General features: G+C 61.9%; 12 protein-coding genes. 4 read left to right on the top strand and 8 right to left on the bottom strand.

Annotated features, from left to right (window positions below; all coding sequences use genetic code 11):
* Positions 1-292: 292 nt before the first annotated feature.
* Entirely contained in the window at positions 293-964 is a 672-nt protein-coding gene (locus KI237_RS28180) for a polysaccharide lyase family 7 protein (RefSeq protein WP_212797943.1), read from the bottom strand.
* A 319-nt stretch (positions 965-1,283) separates the two neighbouring features.
* Here KI237_RS28180 and KI237_RS28175 point away from each other — a divergent pair, with 319 nt between their 5' ends.
* From KI237_RS28175 to KI237_RS28165, 3 genes are read left to right on the top strand one after another with little or no spacing between them, the layout of a single operon-like run.
* Complete coding sequence (locus tag KI237_RS28175; RefSeq protein ID WP_212797942.1) at positions 1,284-3,407, top strand: putative bifunctional diguanylate cyclase/phosphodiesterase; 2,124 nt, start codon at positions 1,284-1,286, stop codon at positions 3,405-3,407.
* Positions 3,408-3,449: 42 nt separating this feature from the next.
* On the top strand, positions 3,450-3,953 hold the full coding sequence (locus KI237_RS28170) for a M48 metallopeptidase family protein (protein ID WP_212797941.1): 504 nt from the start codon (positions 3,450-3,452) through the stop codon (positions 3,951-3,953).
* Positions 3,954-3,957: 4 nt separating this feature from the next.
* The gene (locus KI237_RS28165) at positions 3,958-4,254 is read left to right on the top strand and encodes a winged helix-turn-helix domain-containing protein (RefSeq protein WP_212797940.1); all 297 of its coding nucleotides are present in this window, start codon (positions 3,958-3,960) and stop codon (positions 4,252-4,254) included.
* A gap of 126 nt (positions 4,255-4,380) precedes the next feature.
* Here KI237_RS28165 and KI237_RS28160 read toward each other — a convergent pair whose 3' ends face one another.
* The gene (locus KI237_RS28160; RefSeq protein WP_212797939.1) at positions 4,381-4,833 is read right to left on the bottom strand and encodes a GNAT family N-acetyltransferase; all 453 of its coding nucleotides are present in this window, start codon (positions 4,831-4,833) and stop codon (positions 4,381-4,383) included.
* Between the two features lie 260 nt (positions 4,834-5,093).
* Between KI237_RS28160 and KI237_RS28155 the strand changes: the two genes are divergently transcribed.
* The gene (locus tag KI237_RS28155) at positions 5,094-5,831 is read left to right on the top strand and encodes a substrate-binding periplasmic protein (RefSeq protein ID WP_212797938.1); all 738 of its coding nucleotides are present in this window, start codon (positions 5,094-5,096) and stop codon (positions 5,829-5,831) included.
* A 134-nt stretch (positions 5,832-5,965) separates the two neighbouring features.
* On the opposite strand, the gene yccS is transcribed toward KI237_RS28155, so the two are convergent.
* The 6 genes from yccS to KI237_RS28125 all read right to left on the bottom strand — a co-directional run bounded on the left by yccS (position 5,966) and on the right by KI237_RS28125 (position 15,707).
* A complete protein-coding gene (yccS, locus tag KI237_RS28150) occupies positions 5,966-8,149 on the bottom strand; it encodes a YccS family putative transporter (RefSeq protein ID WP_212797937.1) in 2,184 nt (727 codons plus the stop codon).
* Between the two features lie 234 nt (positions 8,150-8,383).
* Entirely contained in the window at positions 8,384-9,562 is a 1,179-nt protein-coding gene (locus tag KI237_RS28145; protein WP_212797936.1) for a BaiN/RdsA family NAD(P)/FAD-dependent oxidoreductase, read from the bottom strand.
* 180 nt (positions 9,563-9,742) lie between these two features.
* Positions 9,743-11,080, bottom strand: a complete 1,338-nt coding sequence (gene dbpA / locus KI237_RS28140) for an ATP-dependent RNA helicase DbpA (RefSeq protein WP_232199893.1) — start codon at positions 11,078-11,080, stop codon at positions 9,743-9,745.
* Positions 11,081-11,386: 306 nt separating this feature from the next.
* The gene (gene mdtD, locus KI237_RS28135) at positions 11,387-12,835 is read right to left on the bottom strand and encodes a multidrug transporter subunit MdtD (RefSeq protein WP_283246323.1); all 1,449 of its coding nucleotides are present in this window, start codon (positions 12,833-12,835) and stop codon (positions 11,387-11,389) included.
* Positions 12,836-12,925: 90 nt separating this feature from the next.
* A complete protein-coding gene (locus KI237_RS28130; protein WP_212797934.1) occupies positions 12,926-14,263 on the bottom strand; it encodes a TldD/PmbA family protein in 1,338 nt (445 codons plus the stop codon).
* 1 nt (position 14,264) lies between these two features.
* Positions 14,265-15,707: a TldD/PmbA family protein gene (locus tag KI237_RS28125; RefSeq protein ID WP_212797933.1), complete on the bottom strand. Its 1,443-nt coding sequence runs from the start codon at positions 15,705-15,707 to the stop codon at positions 14,265-14,267.
* Positions 15,708-16,341: the final 634 nt, after the last annotated feature.

The raw sequence follows: 16,341 nt of genomic DNA, 5'->3' as shown, positions 1-16,341 counted from the left end.
CTTTCTGAGAAGAAGAAATGATTTACGCCACAGCCGGAGGCTCTAAGACGCGCTTTTGCTGAGGGCCCGAAGGGGGCGCAGACGAGTAATTGGCACGATCGTCCCGACGGAGGGTTGGCGTCAGCAGACCGTCAGAGTGGCGTTTTCCGCTTTTGTGCCCGAGACAAACGACCGCTGGTCGATTACCTGGTTTTTTAACGGAACGAATGAGCGATGGCTTTTTGGCTCTTTTGCCGGCGACAGACAAAAAAAAGGCACCCCTAATCGGGTGCCGTTGCAGGTGAGGCGGTCATTACAGGGTGGTGTGTTTGATTTCCAGCAGGCTGAACGTCACTTTCCCGCCTTCGGTGACATAGCCGGTGTTGTCCTGCACATACACGCCCGCCTTGAAATAGAGCGGTTTGACTTTCCAGCTTGGGTCAACGGTGGTTCGCCAGTTGTAACCCGCCGCAGTAATACCCAGCGCGCCCTTCGGGCTCAGGTGGATCATGTAGGAGAAACTGCGGTTGAGTGTCACGCCCGTGGCGATGGTGATGACTTGGCCCTCCTCGTCGTCAGGACGCATGCGCACCTTGGCGACGATATTTCCGGTGGAGCTGGAGGTTTTGTATTGGTATTCCAGTTTCACCATCGGACTGGTGCTGTCCTTGGTATGGATCTGGCCGATCACGATCTTGCCGGTGCTGGGCACCTGGTTGACGGTCACGGTGGCGCGCAGGATGTTGTCCGCCGCCGGGTAAAGCCAATTGCGCAAGGTGCCGTCGCTATAGGTTTCGCGCAGTTCGCTGCGCGGGTAAATCGCGTTGGCTGTCTTGGTGCCGGTCACGGGCGCCCAAAAGAAGACGGTGCCGGTTTCGGCGTTGAAGTATTGGTCTTTGAACCCCTGTGCCAGCCGAGGGGTTTCGATGGTCATCGCCGGGCTGCCCTCGGGGATGCTCAAGTTCCAGGTTGCGAGATCGATCATGTCCAGGTCCTGCGTATCGGATGTAAAAGATAAATGCCGTAGCGGGGGCTTTAAACCGCCCGTTTGAAGCGTTCGGAACGCTGGACTGGGCTTTTTTTATTAACCGTTCGGCGGATGTTTGACGTCAATTGTTCGTCGGCGGTGTCATTGCAGTTTTTGTGCCTGAGGAGGGTGACCGTTAGTCGGCTATTTCGGGCTTTGTCCGGATGATGGCGCGTTGACACCTACTGCTTTTCAAAATCCCGGTCTAGAGTGAGGGGACAGTATTTGTCCGCTTTGCTACGTAAGAACGGACGTGGCGCCCGATAAGAGAAGCAGCATGGAATGCGCGCAACCACCGCTCGGCGAAGACAGCTCTGTCCTTTTGATTGTTGATGATTACCCTGAAAACCTGCTCAGCATGCGAGCCTTGTTGCAGCGTCCGGATTGGCAAGTCATGACCGCGTCCTCGGGGGTCGAGGCGCTTAACCTGCTGCTTGAACACGACATCGACCTGGTTCTGCTGGATGTGCAGATGCCTGACATGGATGGTTTCGAAGTGGCGCGCCTGATGCGCGGCAGCCAGCGTACGCGGCTCACACCGATCATTTTCCTGACCGCCAACGAGCAATCCCAGGACGCGGTCATCAAGGGTTATGCCAGTGGGGCCGTGGATTACCTGTTCAAACCTTTCGATCCACAAATCCTCAAGCCCAAGGTCCAGGCGTTGCTCGAGCACCAGCGCAATCGCCGGGCCTTGCAGCGCCTGAGCCAGGATCTCGAAGCGGCCAGGGCCTTCAATGCCTCGGTACTGGACAACGCCGCCGAAGGCATCCTGGTGGTGGATGAGAATGGCTGTATCCGCTTTGCCAATCCGTCTACCTGCCGCTTGCTCAATGCCACCGCCGAGCAATTGCAGGGCATGCCATTCCTGGATTTCCTGCAGAAACCGCACATCCCTGAATGGGGCGATTGCGATATCTACAACGCCTACCGTCGTGGTGAAACCTGGCGACTGCATGACGCAGTCCTGCGCACGGCGCCTGGCCAGCAGGTGTCGGTGGCCTTGTCCTGTGCGCCGTTGCCCTCGGAGCAGAAGGCGATGGTGGTGACCCTCCAGGACATGTCGGTGGTTCGCCACCTGCACCAGCAACTCGAATACCAGGCCGTCACGGACCCGCTGACCGGGTTGCTCAACCGCCGGGGGTTCTACCAGACCGCGGAAAACCTGTTGATGCGCAGCGAGCGCCTGGAAAGCAACTGGGTGTTGCTGTACCTGGACCTCGATGGTTTCAAGCGGGTCAATGACTCGCTGGGGCACGATGCCGGGGACCGGGTATTGCGCTGGGTGTCGGAGCAGTTGAAGGCGTGTCTGCGGCCATTCGATATCCTGGCGCGCCTGGGCGGCGACGAGTTCACGGCGCTGCTGGACCTGGAGTTCCCCGAGCAAGCGGCCAAGATCGCCGAGAAACTCATCGAGCGGGTCGCGATCTGCCAGCAGATCGAAGGCATGGACGTGGCTCTGGGGGCCAGCATCGGCATCGCGACGTACCCGGATTGTGGCGCCAATCTCGATGGGTTGCTGCGGGCGTCCGACATCGCCATGTACGAAGCCAAGCGTGCCGGTCGCCAGCAATACCGTTTTTACGACCACGAAATGAACGGTCGAGCCCGTTCACGGCTGATGCTCGAAGAGAGCGTGCGCTCGGCCATCGAGAATCGCGATTTCAATATGGTCTACCAGCCACAGGTGAGCATCGCCGACGGGCGGATCCGCGGGTTCGAGGCGCTGTTGCGCTGGCAGCACCCCAGCGTCGGTGATGTTCCGCCGGGGCTGTTCCTGCCCCTGCTGGAAGAGGCGCGGTTGATCAGTCGCCTGGGTAGCTGGATTTATCATCGCAGCGCGGCTCAGCGCAAAGTCTGGGAGCGCTTGTTCGCTGACGACCTGGTGTTGGGGGTGAGCCTGAGCAGTACCCAGTTCGGCATGCCCAACCTGGTGACCGAGTTGCGCCAGGTCCTGGAGCGTCATGCCTTGAAACCTCGGCAACTGGAGGTCGAGGTGACCGAGGATGCGCTGATGCGCAATCCCGATGAAACCCAAAAGCAATTGCGCCTGCTGCGTCACCTCGGGGTGCGGGTGGCATTGGATGACTTTGGCTCGGGGCCCTGTTCACTGACGCATCTGCGCGACCTTGAACTCGATACCCTCAAGCTCGACCGGCATTTGATCGCCCGCGTACCGGGATCGCCCCGGGATGCCGCGTTGGCCGCCTCGGTGATTGACCTGTGCAAGCAGCTGGGCTTGCGGGTGATTGCCGAAGGGGTGGAAACCCGCGAGCAATATGAGTGGCTGCAGGCCCATGGCTGTGAGTACGTGCAGGGGTTCCTCGTGGCGCGGCCGTTGATGGCCGAAGACACCGATGCCTTCGCCACTCCGTTCGACTGGAGCGCGGTGCAGGCTTGAATTCGCTACACTGGCGGCCTCTTGTGACTGTGTTGCCCCTTGATGACCGCGCTCAAATACCTCCAGGCCTACCCCGCCGCCCTGCAAGCCCAAGTGCAGCAATTGATCGCCCAGGACCGACTGGGCGATTACCTGCAGCAACGCTATCCGGGTCGGCACCCAATCCAGAGCGACAAGGCCCTGTACGGTTATGCGCTGGACCTCAAGCAGCAATACCTGCGTAACGCGCCAGCCATCGACAAGGTGCTGTTCGACAGCCGCCTGGACCTGACCCACCGCGCCCTCGGCCTGCATACCGCGGTGTCGCGGGTGCAGGGCGGCAAGCTCAAGGCCAAGAAGGAAATCCGTATCGCTGCGTTGTTCAAGGACGCGGCGCCCGAGTTCCTGAAGATGATCGTGGTACACGAGCTGGCGCACTTCAAGGAGTCGGACCACAACAAGGCGTTCTACCAACTCTGCGAGCACATGCTGCCGGGGTATCACCAGTTGGAATTCGACATGCGGGTGTACCTGACCTGGCGAGACCTGCAACCCCACAAGGAATGACCGAATGGATGTCAGCAAGACCAAGACCAGCTTCTATCGTCGCTTGTACGTGGCTTACCTGATCGACAGCGGTGTTGCCAGCAACGTCCCGGCCCTCACCGAAAGCACCGGCATGCCCCGGCGCACCGCCCAGGACACCATCGCCGCGCTGGCTGATCTGGATATCGTCTGTGAGTTCGAGCAAGAGGACGGCGCGCGCAATCATGCCGGGCGGTATCGGATTCGCGATTGGGGGGCGATCGATCGGGGGTGGATCGAGGGGAATCTGCCGCAGATCAAGGCGGTGCTTGGATACCCTTGAATGATGTCGGTGTCTGGGCTGGCCTCATCGCGAGCAAGCTCGCTCCCACATTTAATGGTCTTCGTTTGCAGATATTGTGTTCACTGAAGATCCACTGTGGGAGCGAGCTTGCTCGCGATGGCGGCCTTAAGGCCGGTGCATGCCAATGTGTGGAATCCCATCTTCCAGATATTCCACACCCACCACCTCAAACCCGTACCGTGCGTAGTACCCCTGCAAATGCGCCTGGGCCGACAATGAGATCGACGTACCAGGCCAATGCTTCTCGGCCTGCTTGAGTGCCTGTTCCATCAACGTGTGACCCAGCCCTTGGCCGCGTGCTTGCGGTGCGATGATCACGCGCCCGATCACCACGTCACTGTTTTGCGAGTGCGGGTCGAGCAAGCGCAGGTAGGCCACCAGGTGGTTGCCCTGCCAGGCCATCAAATGGCAGGTGTCGCCTTCAAGGTCCAGGCCGTCAACGTCCGGGTAGGCGCAGTTCTGTTCGACAACGAACACTTCGGCACGCAATTTGAGGATGGCGTACAGCTGCTCCTTGCTCAGGTCACTGTGATGTTTACAGACCCATTCGATATCCATTTTTTGAATTTCCTGAAGAACCTGATGCCGATATTAAGCGCGCTTGGCCCGGAAGTCTCTTTCTCGGTCGACTGGAAAATCTGTGATAAAGGCCAAAATGCCATCATTCCTTTGTCGCGGTGCTGTCGTCTTTGTGTAATCTTCGTGACAGCGCTGCGTAGCGGTTCCAATGAGCTAACGTTAGGACGGGGTGTCTGAGGATGCCTGTTGAGTGTCGGCTAAAAACAAACCGGGCTTTGAACCCGTCAAGGACGTTTGGCATGCCGCGATTGCATCGAGCTCTTGCATTGATCGGATTGCTGTTGCTGAGCTACGAAGCTTGCGCGCAGAAGTTGCGCCTGGTCGCCGATGGCTGGCCGCCCTTTACCGATTCCACCTTGGTCAATGGTGGCCTGGCGACCGATATCGTCAGCACGGCCCTGGCGCGGGCCGGTTATGCCACGGACTTCGAACAGGTGCCCTGGGCCCGGGCGATGCTGGGCATCAGCGAGGGTCGCTATGACGTGCTGGTCAACGCCTGGTACAGCGAGGATCGCACTCACATCGGCCAGTTCTCGTCCGAGTATCTGCTCAACCGTGTGCGTTTCATCAAGCGCAAGGACGAAACGGTCCAGTTTGACAGCCTGGAACAGCTGCGTGTCTATCCTATCGCCGTGGTTCGTGGCTACGCCTATTCCAAGGACTTCGACGAAGACCTGCAAATGCAGAAAGTCCCTGTGCATAACTTCGCGATGGCGGTGCGCATGCTGGCTGCCGATCGCGTGAAGTTGACCCTGGAAGACGAGTACGTCGCCCGCTATTACCTGGCCCGCGAATCGGCCAAGGTGCGCAGCGCCGTGGAGTTCCTGCCCAAGCCCTTGAGTGAAAACAGCCTGCACATTCTGGTCAGCCTGAAGAACCCGGAGCATGAGCAGATCGTGGCCGGCTTCGATCGGGAGATCGCGGCGATGAAGGCGGATGGCAGTTATGCGCGGTTATTGAAGGCGCATGGAATGTAGGGTGCCTGGACTGGCCCCATCGCGAGCAGGCCCGCTCCCACATGGACCTGCTGTAACACGAAGTCTGTGTACGCTGACAATCCACTGTGGGAGCGAGCCTGCTCGCGATGAGGCCCGCCCAAACACCGCAACCCTCAAGCCTCGCTGGTGTCCTTGATCAGATGCGCCGCCAAGGTCCGCAACGGGCCGAGCTGACGGCAGATCAAACCCAGTTGCGTCTGCACCAGTCGCTGTCCTTCGTCGATTTCATCAGGCATCTGCTCAAGCTCGCTGGCCAGGGCTTCCTCTTCGTCGCTTTGGACCACAATCGGTGTTTTACTCGCCAGGCCCTGGGCGATTTCGTCGATGCTCGTTGCCAGCTTCACCCCCGCGCCATCGATCAATTGCTCGCGTACCTGCGTCGGCAGTTCGGTACCACGGTGGGCGCCCAGGCCCGACAGGTAGCTGAGCAGGGTGTGGGACAGCACCAGGAAACGGAACCCTACATCGGCTTCCTTCCGGAAATGCCCCGGCTCCATCAGCATGTTGGCCAGCGTGGTGGACAGCGCGGCATCGGCGTTGTGGGCGTTGCGTCGGGCCAGGCGATAGGCCAGGTCGTCGCTCTTGCCGGCGGCGTACTGCTGCATGATCTGGCGCAGGTAGATGCTGTTGCAGGTCAGCGTGTTGGCCAGCACTTTGTTCAGCCGCCGACCCTGCCAGTCAGGCAGGAACAGGAACACCGCCAGCCCGGCAATCAAGCTGCCGAGCAAGGTATCGAACAACCGCGGCAGCAGCAGCCCGTAGCCGTCGCCCACCTGGTTGAAGCAGAACAGCACCATGACGGTGATCGCCGCCGTCGCCAGGGTGTAGCGGGTGGTGCGGTTGGTAAAGAACACCACCCCTGCGGCAATGGCGAAGCACGATTGCACCAAGGGGGTGGGGAACAGATCGAAGAGCGCCCAGGCCACTGTCAGGCCGATGGCGGTGCCGATGATCCGTTGGCCAAGCTTGCGCCGGGTGGCGCCGTAGTTGGGCTGGCACACGAACAGCGTGGTGAGGATGATCCAATAGCCCTGGGAAGGGTGGATCATATGCACCATGGCGTAGCCGACGCTCAGGGCCAGGGGCAAGCGCAGGGCATGTCGGAACAGCAACGAGGTCGGCGTGAGCTGGGTGCGCAAGCGTAGCCAGACGTCCTTGAAGTTGCGCGGCGAGCGGTCCAGCAGGCTGCTGTCGGTGGCGTCGGCCAGGGCGTCGGGGTTGCTCGCGTCGCTGAGCAGGCGGTCCATGGTGGCAAGGTTCACCGACAGTGCCCGCAACGAACGCAACAAGCCGCGCCAGGCCGGGTTGCTCTGGATGCGCAGGTGTTCGAGGGAGGCGTGCAGGTCGTTGAGGGCCTCGGCAAAGGTGTCGTCGTAGACGAACGGCTGGCGTAGCTGGATCGACTCGGCCAGTGCCTGGCAGGCCTTGCCTTGCTGGCGCAGCAGGCGCTGGCAGCGGAACAGCACGTCGCTGTGGAAGAAGGCCTCGGCCAGGGCATTGTAGGGGTAGTGCGAAGAGCTGGCACGTTCGTGGATGTCCTGGGCCAGGAAGTACAGCTTCAGGTACCGGCTGACTTTCGACCCCGGCCGGCCATTGCCCACGCGATGCAGGATGATTTCCTTGGCGCTGTTGAGCGCAGCGACCACCCGGCCGTTCTGCTGGGCCAGTTCCAGGCGCCTTGCTTCAACGTCCAGTTGGCGGATCGGTTCCAGGAGCGACGATTTGAGTTTCAGGTAGCGCCCCAATTCGCGAAACAGCCGCGCCAGGCTTTGCTGCACCGGTTGGTTGGAAAACAACGCCTGCCACAGCACCGAGAGCAGGCCGTACCACGCGGCGCCGGCCACCAGCAGCAGGGGTTCATGCCAGAAATCGGTGATGGCGCCACCGCGTTGGTCCACGCCGATCACGGTATAGACCGACAGAATCAGGGTGGCCGAGGCAATCGCGCCATAGCGCTCACCCAGGGCGCCCAGCATGGTCAGGCCGAAGCTCGCCAGGGCCAGGGCAATGATGAACAGGACGGGATACGGGAACAGCAACTCCACCGACAGCGCCGCGACGGTGAAACACACCAGGGTCACGGCCAGCGCGTTGAGGCGGCCCTGCCAACTGTCGTCCGTCTCGGCCAGGGCGCTGGCGATGATGCCCAGGAACAAGGGAATCAGCAGCGCCATTTCATCCAGGTACCAGCACAGCCCCATGCTACCGGTCAGGGCGATGAAGACCCGCACGCTATAACTGAACTTATCCAACGCCCAAAGGCGACGCAAAGACTGGCTAAACGAGTTCGCTGACATGAAGTGCACAGGCCTGACGGGCAATGACGCTAAATTGAGGCAGTAATGACGCCGACGCAATGGCGGCGATCACATCCGACAGCAAAAAGTGTTCCGCAAGGTTCCACAAACCCTTGTGGGAGCGAGCTTGCTCGCGATAGCGGTGGGTCAGTCGACATCAATGCCGCTGATTCACCGCTATCGCGAGCAACCTCGCTCCCACAGGGTTATTACTCGCATTCGAGTTGTGTTGATTCAGACGTACTGCGCCGCCGCATACCCCGACGCCCACGCCCACTGGAAGTTGAACCCGCCCAGGTGCCCGGTGACGTCCAGGACTTCGCCAATAAAGTACAGCCCAGGGCTCTTCAGCGACTCCATGGTCTTGGACGAGACTTCCCGGGTGTCGACGCCGCCCAGGGTGACTTCGGCGGTGCGGTAGCCTTCGGTACCGGCGGGGACGACGTTCCAGCTCGCCAGTTTCTCGGCGATGTCTGCAAGTTCGGCATGGGTGTACTGCTTCATGGGTTTGGAGACGAACCAGGTGTCGGCCAGCAGGTTGGCCATTTTCTTGGTGAACAACTCGCCCAGCAGCGTCTTGAGTTCGCTGTTGGGGCGTTCGGCCTGTTGCTGTTGCAGCCACTGCGGCACGTCGTGGTCGGGCAGCAGGTTGATTTGCACCGTGTCCCCCGGTTCCCAGAACGAGGAAATCTGCAGGATCGCCGGGCCGCTCAGGCCGCGGTGGGTGAACAGGATGTTCTCGCGAAAACTCTGGTCGTTACAGCTCACCAAGCAATCGACCGAGGTGCCCGAGAGTTCGGTGCACAGGGTCTTGAGCTGGTCGGTGATGGTGAACGGCACCAGCCCGGCACGGGTCGGCAGCAGTTCATGGCCAAACTGTTTTGCCACCTGATAGCCGAAACCGGTCGCCCCCAGGGTCGGGATCGACAACCCGCCCGTGGCGATCACCAGGGACTGGCAGGCGATGGCGCCGAGGGTGGTTTGCAGCAGGTAGCCGCCGTCGGTTTTTTCGATCTGCGTGATCGAGGTGTCCAGATGCAGGCTGACGCCGGCCTGGTCGCACTCATCGAGCAGCAGGCCGAGGATGTCGCTGGACTTGTTATCGCAGAACAACTGGCCGAGCTTTTTCTCGTGATAGGGCACGCCGTGCTTGGCCACCAACGCGATGAAATCCCACTGGGTATAGCGGGCCAGGGCCGATTTGCAGAAGTGCGGGTTCTGCGAGAGAAAATTGCCTGGCTCGGTGTACATGTTGGTGAAATTGCAGCGTCCACCGCCGGACATGAGGATTTTCTTGCCGGCCTTGTTGGCGTGGTCCAGCAACATCACCTGCCGCCCGCGGGCGGCGGCAGTCAGCGCGCACATCAACCCCGCGGCGCCAGCGCCAATGATCACGACTTCGGTAGAGCGCAAAACGGTGTCCTCTCAGCTTTCCTACATAACTGAATGTGGGAGCGAGCTGTGTGGGAGCAAAGCTTGCTCGCGATCCAGGCGCTGCGGTCCTCAAGAGACCGCGGCGTTTTCATCGCGGGCAAGCCTTGCTCCCACACAGCTCGCTCCCACAGTTTGATTTCTGTTGCCCGGGCGATCGTGTTACAGAATCCGCACCCGCAACGAGCGGCCCTTGATCTTGCCATCGTTCAGGCGTTGCAGGGCCTGTTTGGCGATGCCGCGTTCCACGGCTACATAGGCCTGGAAATCGAAGATCGCGATCTTGCCGACCTGGGCGCCGGGGATGCCGGCCTCGCCGGTCAGGGCGCCGAGGATGTCACCGGGGCGGACTTTGTCCTTGCGCCCGGCGCCGATGCACAGGGTGCTCATGGCCGGCAACAGCGGGCCGCCGCCCTGGGATTTGAGGTTGTCCAGTTGGTCCCAGCTCAGCGGCGACTTCTGCAGTTGCTCGATGGCCTGGGCACGATGGGCTTCGGACGGCGCCACCAGGCTGATGGCGATGCCTTTCTCACCGGCGCGGCCAGTGCGGCCGACGCGGTGGATGTGGATTTCCGAGTCCCGGGCCAGTTCAACGTTGATGACCATGTCCAGGGCATCGATGTCCAGGCCGCGGGCGGCGACGTCGGTGGCCACCAGCACTGAGGTGCTGCGGTTGGCGAACATCGCCAGCACTTGGTCACGGTCGCGCTGTTCCAGGTCGCCATGCAGGCCGACGGCCGAGATACCCTTGGACGTCAGGTGATCGACGGTTTCCTGGACCTGCTGCTTGGTGAAGCAGAACGCCACGCAAGAGGCCGGGCGAAAATGCGCCAGGACCTTGACCACTGCGTCCATGCGTTCCTCGGGGGAGATCTCGTAGAAGCGCTGCTCGATCTGCGCGTCGGAGTGGAACGCCTCGGCCTTCACTTGCTGCGGGTTACGCATGAACTTGGACGACAGTTGCTTGATGCCCACCGGGTAGGTGGCGGAGAACAACAGCGTCTGGCGGCGTTCGGGGGTCTGCTGGATGATGTCTTCGATGGCGTCGTAGAAACCCATGTCGAGCATGCGGTCGGCTTCGTCGAGGATCAGCGTGTTGAGGCCGTCCAGGACCAGCGAGCCCTTGCGCAGGTGTTGCTGGATGCGTCCAGGGGTGCCGACGATGATGTGGGCGCCGTGTTCGAGGGAGGCGATCTGCGGGCCGAAGGACACGCCGCCGCACAGGGTCAGGACCTTGATGTTGTCTTCGGCGCGGGCCAGGCGACGGATTTCCTTGGCGACCTGGTCGGCCAGCTCACGGGTCGGGCACATGACCAGCGCCTGGCAGCCGAAGAAGCGCGGATTGATCGGGTTCAGCAGGCCGATGCCGAAAGCCGCGGTCTTGCCGCTGCCGGTCTTGGCCTGGGCGATCAGGTCCATGCCCTTGAGGATCACCGGCAAGCTTTGCGCCTGGATCGGCGTCATCTGGGCATAACCGAGTGATTCGAGGTTAGCCAGCATGGCGGCGGACAGCGGCAAAGTATTAAAAGCGGTGGCAATGGTGGTCACGGGACTGGCCTGCAAAACAAAATGTCGCGCAGTGTAGCAGCCTCGTGCCACTTTCTTCGAAAGTTCTGGACGAGCTGTGGGGGGCAGGGCCTGCCCTGGGGGGCTGGCAATTCGATAAACTTGGGAGCTCTGGAGCTCTGGAACTGTGGGAGCAAAGCTTGCTCGCGATGCAGGCGACGCATTTCCCCCAGGAAAACCGAGTCGCCTGTATCGCGGGCAAGCCTTGCTCCCACAAGAATCTCCAAGACACGAAGCGACTCAGTGCTCGATGTGTTCATCCGAGCGCCGGGGCCGTCGTCCGTCCTGCTTCGACAACTGGGAAAAGATCGTCGCCGCCAGCATCGCCATGATGCCCACGGTCACGAAGGTCAGCTGGAACGCCCCCAGCACTGTCTCCACCCCATCGTTGCCCACCTGGGCGGTAAAACCGCCGAGCAGGGCGCCGGCGCAGGCCACGCCGAGGCTCAGGGACAGCTGCGCCACCACCGACAGCAGGCTGTTGCCGCTGCTGGCGCTGGCGTCATCCAGGTCGATCAGGGTCACGGTGTTCATCGCGGTGAATTGCAGCGAGTTGATGGCCCCCAGCACCGCCAGTTGCGCCAGCAGCAGCCAGTACGGTGTCTGTTCGCTGACCAGGCCCATGCTCGCCAGCATCACCCCCAGGGCCAGGGTGTTGCCGGTCAGGACGATGCGATAGCCCAGGCGTTCGATCAGCGGTCGGGCCACGGACTTGGCGACCATGGCCGCCGCCGCCAGGGGCAGCATGCTCATCCCGGCCTGGGACGGTGAATAGCCCAGGGCGACTTGCAGCAGCAGCGGCACCAGGAACGGCAGGGCGCCGCTGCCCAGGCGCGCGAACAGGTTGCCAAGAATGCCCACGGCGAAGGTCCGGGTCTTGAACAGGGACGGCGGGAACAGCGCGTTTTCGACGTGCCCGGCCCGCAGCCAATAGGCTGCCAGGCAGGCCATGCCGCCAAACAGCAGCAACATTACGCGCAGATGCGGCAGGTGCAGTTCACCCAGGCCTTCCATGGCGATGGTGATCAGCACCATCGCCGCGCCGAACAGCAGGAACCCCACCCCATCGAACCGCGTGCGCTCGCTGCCACGCAGGTCGGGGATGAACTTCCACACCGCATAACAGCCGATCACGCCCACCGGCAGGTTGATGATGAAGATCCAGTGCCAGGTCAGGTACTCGACCATCCAGCCGCCCATGGTCGGCCCGATCAGTGGGCCGAGCAGGCCGGGGATGGTGATGAACCCCATGATCCGCACCAGTTCCGAGCGCGGATACGCCCGCAGCACTACCAGCCTGCCCACCGGTAACATCAACGCGCCGCCCAGGCCCTGGATGACCCGGGCACCGATCAGCATGCTCAACGAATTGGACAGGGCGCACAGCAACGAGCCGAAGCTGAACAACAGGATCGCCCCGAAGAAAATCTTCTTGGTGCCGAAGCGGTCGGCGATCCAACCCGAGGCCGGGATCAGCAACGCCACGGTGAGCATGTAGGCAATGATCACGCCCTGCATGCGCAGCGGGTTTTCCGCCAAGTCACTGGCCATGGCGGGCAGGGCGGTGTTGAGGATGGTCCCGTCCAGGGACTGCATGAAGAAGGCGATCGCCACCACCCACGGAAGCCAGCGGGCGGTGACGGCGTCGAGCGGGGCACGGTTGGGCATGGGGCCTCTTGTTTGGGTCAGGGTGTCCGTAGTGGCTGCATCGCGGGCAAGCCATGCTCCCACAAGGAACGATGACCACCCTGTGGGAGCAAGGCTTGCCCGCGATGCTTTTTACAGCGTCAAGGTCAACCGCTTGACCAGCGCTCCCGGCAACAGCATCGAGGCCGTGGCCCGCTGGCTATAGGTACTGGCCGACAGCAGCAGTTCGCGCTCTCGGGTCAGGCCTTCGAGTTGCGAGCCGAGCAGGCTGTAGACGCTGTCGTCGAAGCGCATGGTACTGACTGGCGCTACGATCTGGCCGTTCTCGACCCAGAACGTGGCGAAGCGGGTCATGCCGGTCAGGCGGGCGGCCGGTTGGTCCGAGTAGTTCAGGTACCAGAGGTTGCTGATATACAGCCCGGTGCCGAGGCGTTCGAGGATGTCCTTTTGCTCGAGCAAGCCTTCGTTCATGTCCAGCGCGGTGGGGTATTCGTAGCTGCTGGCGCCATTGGCGGCGAGGCCATACTCGGCGGCGCTGCGGGAATTGACCAGCCGCGCATTGGCCGTGCCCTTGGCGATCAGCGCCAGGTCATCGCGGGGATAACCTTCGTCGGAAAACGCCGGGCTCAAGGAGCCGCTGACCTGCTCGCTCAGCCACACGATGGGGCTCAAGCTGGCTTCGTTGGCGTAGAACTTTTGCAGCGGGCTCTGCTTGCTGGCAATCGCCCGGGCCGAGAACCCGCCCCAGCTGAGCATGCCCATGATCTCTTCCAGCGCGGCCGGTGCCAGGTAGGCGCGGTATTCACCGGGCGGCAACGTGCGCAACGGGAGGCCGAGAAACGCCAGTTGCTCGCGGGCCTGCTCGAAGCGCCGGGCAAATCCTTCGCTGCTCCACGCATGCCCGGCATAGCTGGCTTTCACTGCCTGGCCGTTTTCATGGAACAGGCTGAAATCGAAGTTGAAGCTGTTGGCCTGATGCCAGCCGAACGCTCCCGACGAACTGGCGAAACCCCGGCTGATGGGCCCGGCCGCATAGAACCCCACCAGGTCCAGGCCTTCGGCGGCGCGGCTGATTTCAGCCACGGCCTGCTCGGTGTCCGGCAGTGGATGGTCCTGCACGTTATGGCTTTGCCAGTGGTTGTGGTTGAGCAGCAGGTACGGATCGCGGGGCAGCAGTGGCAAGGTTTCGCGTAGCTGTTGCAGGCCTTCGGACAGGCGTTGCAGGTCGGTCTCGGTGTTGCCGGACAAGGTGATCTGCAAGTCGGCGTGGCGTCCGGCGTCGATCAATTTGAAACTGATACTGGCCTGCTGCACTTGCCCGGCCTGGCGCACCTTGGCGTGGTTGAAGCGCACGAAGGCCGAGGACTCGGCGGCGTAACCCAAGGTGAACTGTTCCTGCTCATGCAGGGCAGCGCGCAGCCAGTCGACCAATACCTTGAATGCCCCGGCCTGATTATTGACGGTGCTCATATCAGGCGTCCCCCCCAAACACATCAACGTTACTGAACACACAGGCCGGCGAAGCATGGCCGACGCGGATGACCTGGTTCGGTTCGCCCTTGCCACAGTTCGGCGTGCCCAGGACCTGGGAGGTACTGGCATCGCCCACGGCGCGCAGGCTCTTCCAGAACTGCGCGGAAATACCCCGGTAGTTGGGGTTCTTCACCACGCCTTTAAGCTCGCCGTTCTCGATCAACTGGCCCCACTCGCAGCCGAACTGGAATTTATTGCGAGCGTCGTCGATGGACCAGGAGCGGTTGGTGCGCATCAGCACACCGTGCTCGGTGCCCTGGATCAGTTGTTCCAGGGACTGGTCGCCAGGTTCGATGTTCAGGTTCGCCATGCGGTCGATGGGCGGACGATTCCAGCCGCAGGCGCGGCTGTTGGCGACACCGGCAAGGCCGGCGCGGAATTGTGACAGCGCGCCGCCCAGTGGACGCAGCAACAGGCCTTCACGAATCAGGAACTGTTTGCTGGCGGCAGTGCCGTCGTCGTCATGGCTGTAGCTGGCCAGCTCCTCGGGAATATCCGGGTCGAAGGTCACGTTCAACAGGCTGGAGCCGTATTGCAGATGGCCGAAATCGCTGGCCTTGACGAAACTGGTGCCCGCGTAATTACGCTCGTCTCCCAGGATGCGGTCCAGTTCCAGCGGGTGACCGATGGATTCGTGGATCTGCAACATCATCTGGTCAGGCATCAGCAGCAGGTCGCGTGGGCCATGCGGGGTGTTCGGTGCCAACAGCAATTGCAGGGCCTGGTCAGCGATTTTCAGCCCGGCGCCGATCAGGCCGCTGCGGCTGATGACATCGAAGCCACCTTGCTGGCCGAAATTTTCCCGGCCCAGGGTACGGGTCTGGCTGTCGTGGCCGTCGAAAGCGGTGACTTCCAGGGCCGGGTAGATGAAGCGTTGGGCCTGGCGCAGTTCGGCGCCGGCACTGTTGAGGTAGATCTGCTCGACCTGGGTCAGGCCGATGCTGGCTTGCCAGTTCACCAGGCGCTCGTCCTGAGGCACTGCGGCTGACTCGTCGCCGAGCAGTTGGTAGCAATCGCTCAGTGGAGGGAAGGCCTGGTCGAAATTCGGCGAGAAGTAATCGGCGCGTTCGCTGGACACCGCTTGTTCACGCAGGTCCAGCAGGGCATGGGGCTTGAGCCCGCGCGCGTGTTGCTCGGCGCGTTCGAGTGCCGCTTGCAGGCCGGCCTGGGACAGGTCGTTGGTAGCGGCATACGCCTCGACCCCGTTGACCCGCACGGTGAGCATCGCCCCTTCATCACGGCCCAGGCTGGGCGGTTCGGCGACATTCTTGCGCACTGACAGGTGCTGGCCGGACTCGCGCACGTAACGCAGGGAAAAGAATTCAGCGCCCGTGCGCAAGGCAGCAAATCGCTGCTTGAGCTGGGGGTGGAAGTCGAACATGGAACCTCCTTGTCTGGAGTGGCGATTGCTGCGAGGTGCGGCGCGTTGACGCGGCGGCTCTAGATTAGGCCTGGGCGGGGGAGGGATCAAGGCGGATAGAAATCTGGGGGGGTCAGGGCGGACGCCATCGCGAGCAAGCTCGCTCCCACAATGAGGTCTTCAGTGGGCACAAGATTCGTATCCGCCGCAGAACCCTGTGGGAGCGAGCCTGCTCGCGAAGACGGCGGCACATTCAACATCGGTGCAAGCTGACCCACCGCTATCGCGAGCAAGCTCGCTCCCACCATGGGGGCTTTCAGTGGGCACAAGATTTGTATTCGCCGCAGAACCCCCTGTGGGAGCGAGCCTGCTCGCGAAGATGCACATTCAACATCGGTGCAAGCTGACCCACCGCTATCGCGAGCAAGCTCGCTCCCACCATGGGGGCTTCAGTGGGCACAAGATTTGTATTCGCCGCAGAACCCCTGTGGGAGCGAGCCTGCTCGCGAAGATGCACATTCAACATCGGTGCAAGCTGACCCACCGCTATCGCGAGCAAGCTCGCTCCCACAATGGGGGCTTCAGTGGGCACAAGATCTGTGTCCGCCGCCGAACCCCTGTGGGAGCGAGCTTGCTCGCGATGGCGGTGCAGCGC

It is taken from the genome of Pseudomonas sp. St316 (assembly GCF_018325905.1).
Lineage (GTDB): Bacteria > Pseudomonadota > Gammaproteobacteria > Pseudomonadales > Pseudomonadaceae > Aquipseudomonas.
This window is presented reverse-complemented; position numbering and strand designations above follow the sequence as displayed.

Excerpts from the sequence above, each read along its gene's own strand:
- yccS (WP_212797937.1), bottom strand. The coding sequence starts at position 8,149 with ATGTCAGCGAACTCGTTTAGCCAGTCTTTGCGTCGCCTTTGGGCGTTG.
- dbpA (WP_232199893.1), bottom strand. The coding sequence starts at position 11,080 with ATGCTGGCTAACCTCGAATCACTCGGTTATGCCCAGATGACGCCGATC.
- KI237_RS28160 (WP_212797939.1), bottom strand. The coding sequence starts at position 4,833 with ATGGATATCGAATGGGTCTGTAAACATCACAGTGACCTGAGCAAGGAG.
- KI237_RS28155 (WP_212797938.1), top strand. The coding sequence starts at position 5,094 with ATGCCGCGATTGCATCGAGCTCTTGCATTGATCGGATTGCTGTTGCTG.
- KI237_RS28180 (WP_212797943.1), bottom strand. The coding sequence starts at position 964 with ATGATCGATCTCGCAACCTGGAACTTGAGCATCCCCGAGGGCAGCCCG.
- KI237_RS28130 (WP_212797934.1), bottom strand. The coding sequence starts at position 14,263 with ATGAGCACCGTCAATAATCAGGCCGGGGCATTCAAGGTATTGGTCGAC.
- KI237_RS28125 (WP_212797933.1), bottom strand. The coding sequence starts at position 15,707 with ATGTTCGACTTCCACCCCCAGCTCAAGCAGCGATTTGCTGCCTTGCGC.
- KI237_RS28175 (WP_212797942.1), top strand. The coding sequence starts at position 1,284 with ATGGAATGCGCGCAACCACCGCTCGGCGAAGACAGCTCTGTCCTTTTG.
- KI237_RS28165 (WP_212797940.1), top strand. The coding sequence starts at position 3,958 with ATGGATGTCAGCAAGACCAAGACCAGCTTCTATCGTCGCTTGTACGTG.
- KI237_RS28170 (WP_212797941.1), top strand. The coding sequence starts at position 3,450 with ATGACCGCGCTCAAATACCTCCAGGCCTACCCCGCCGCCCTGCAAGCC.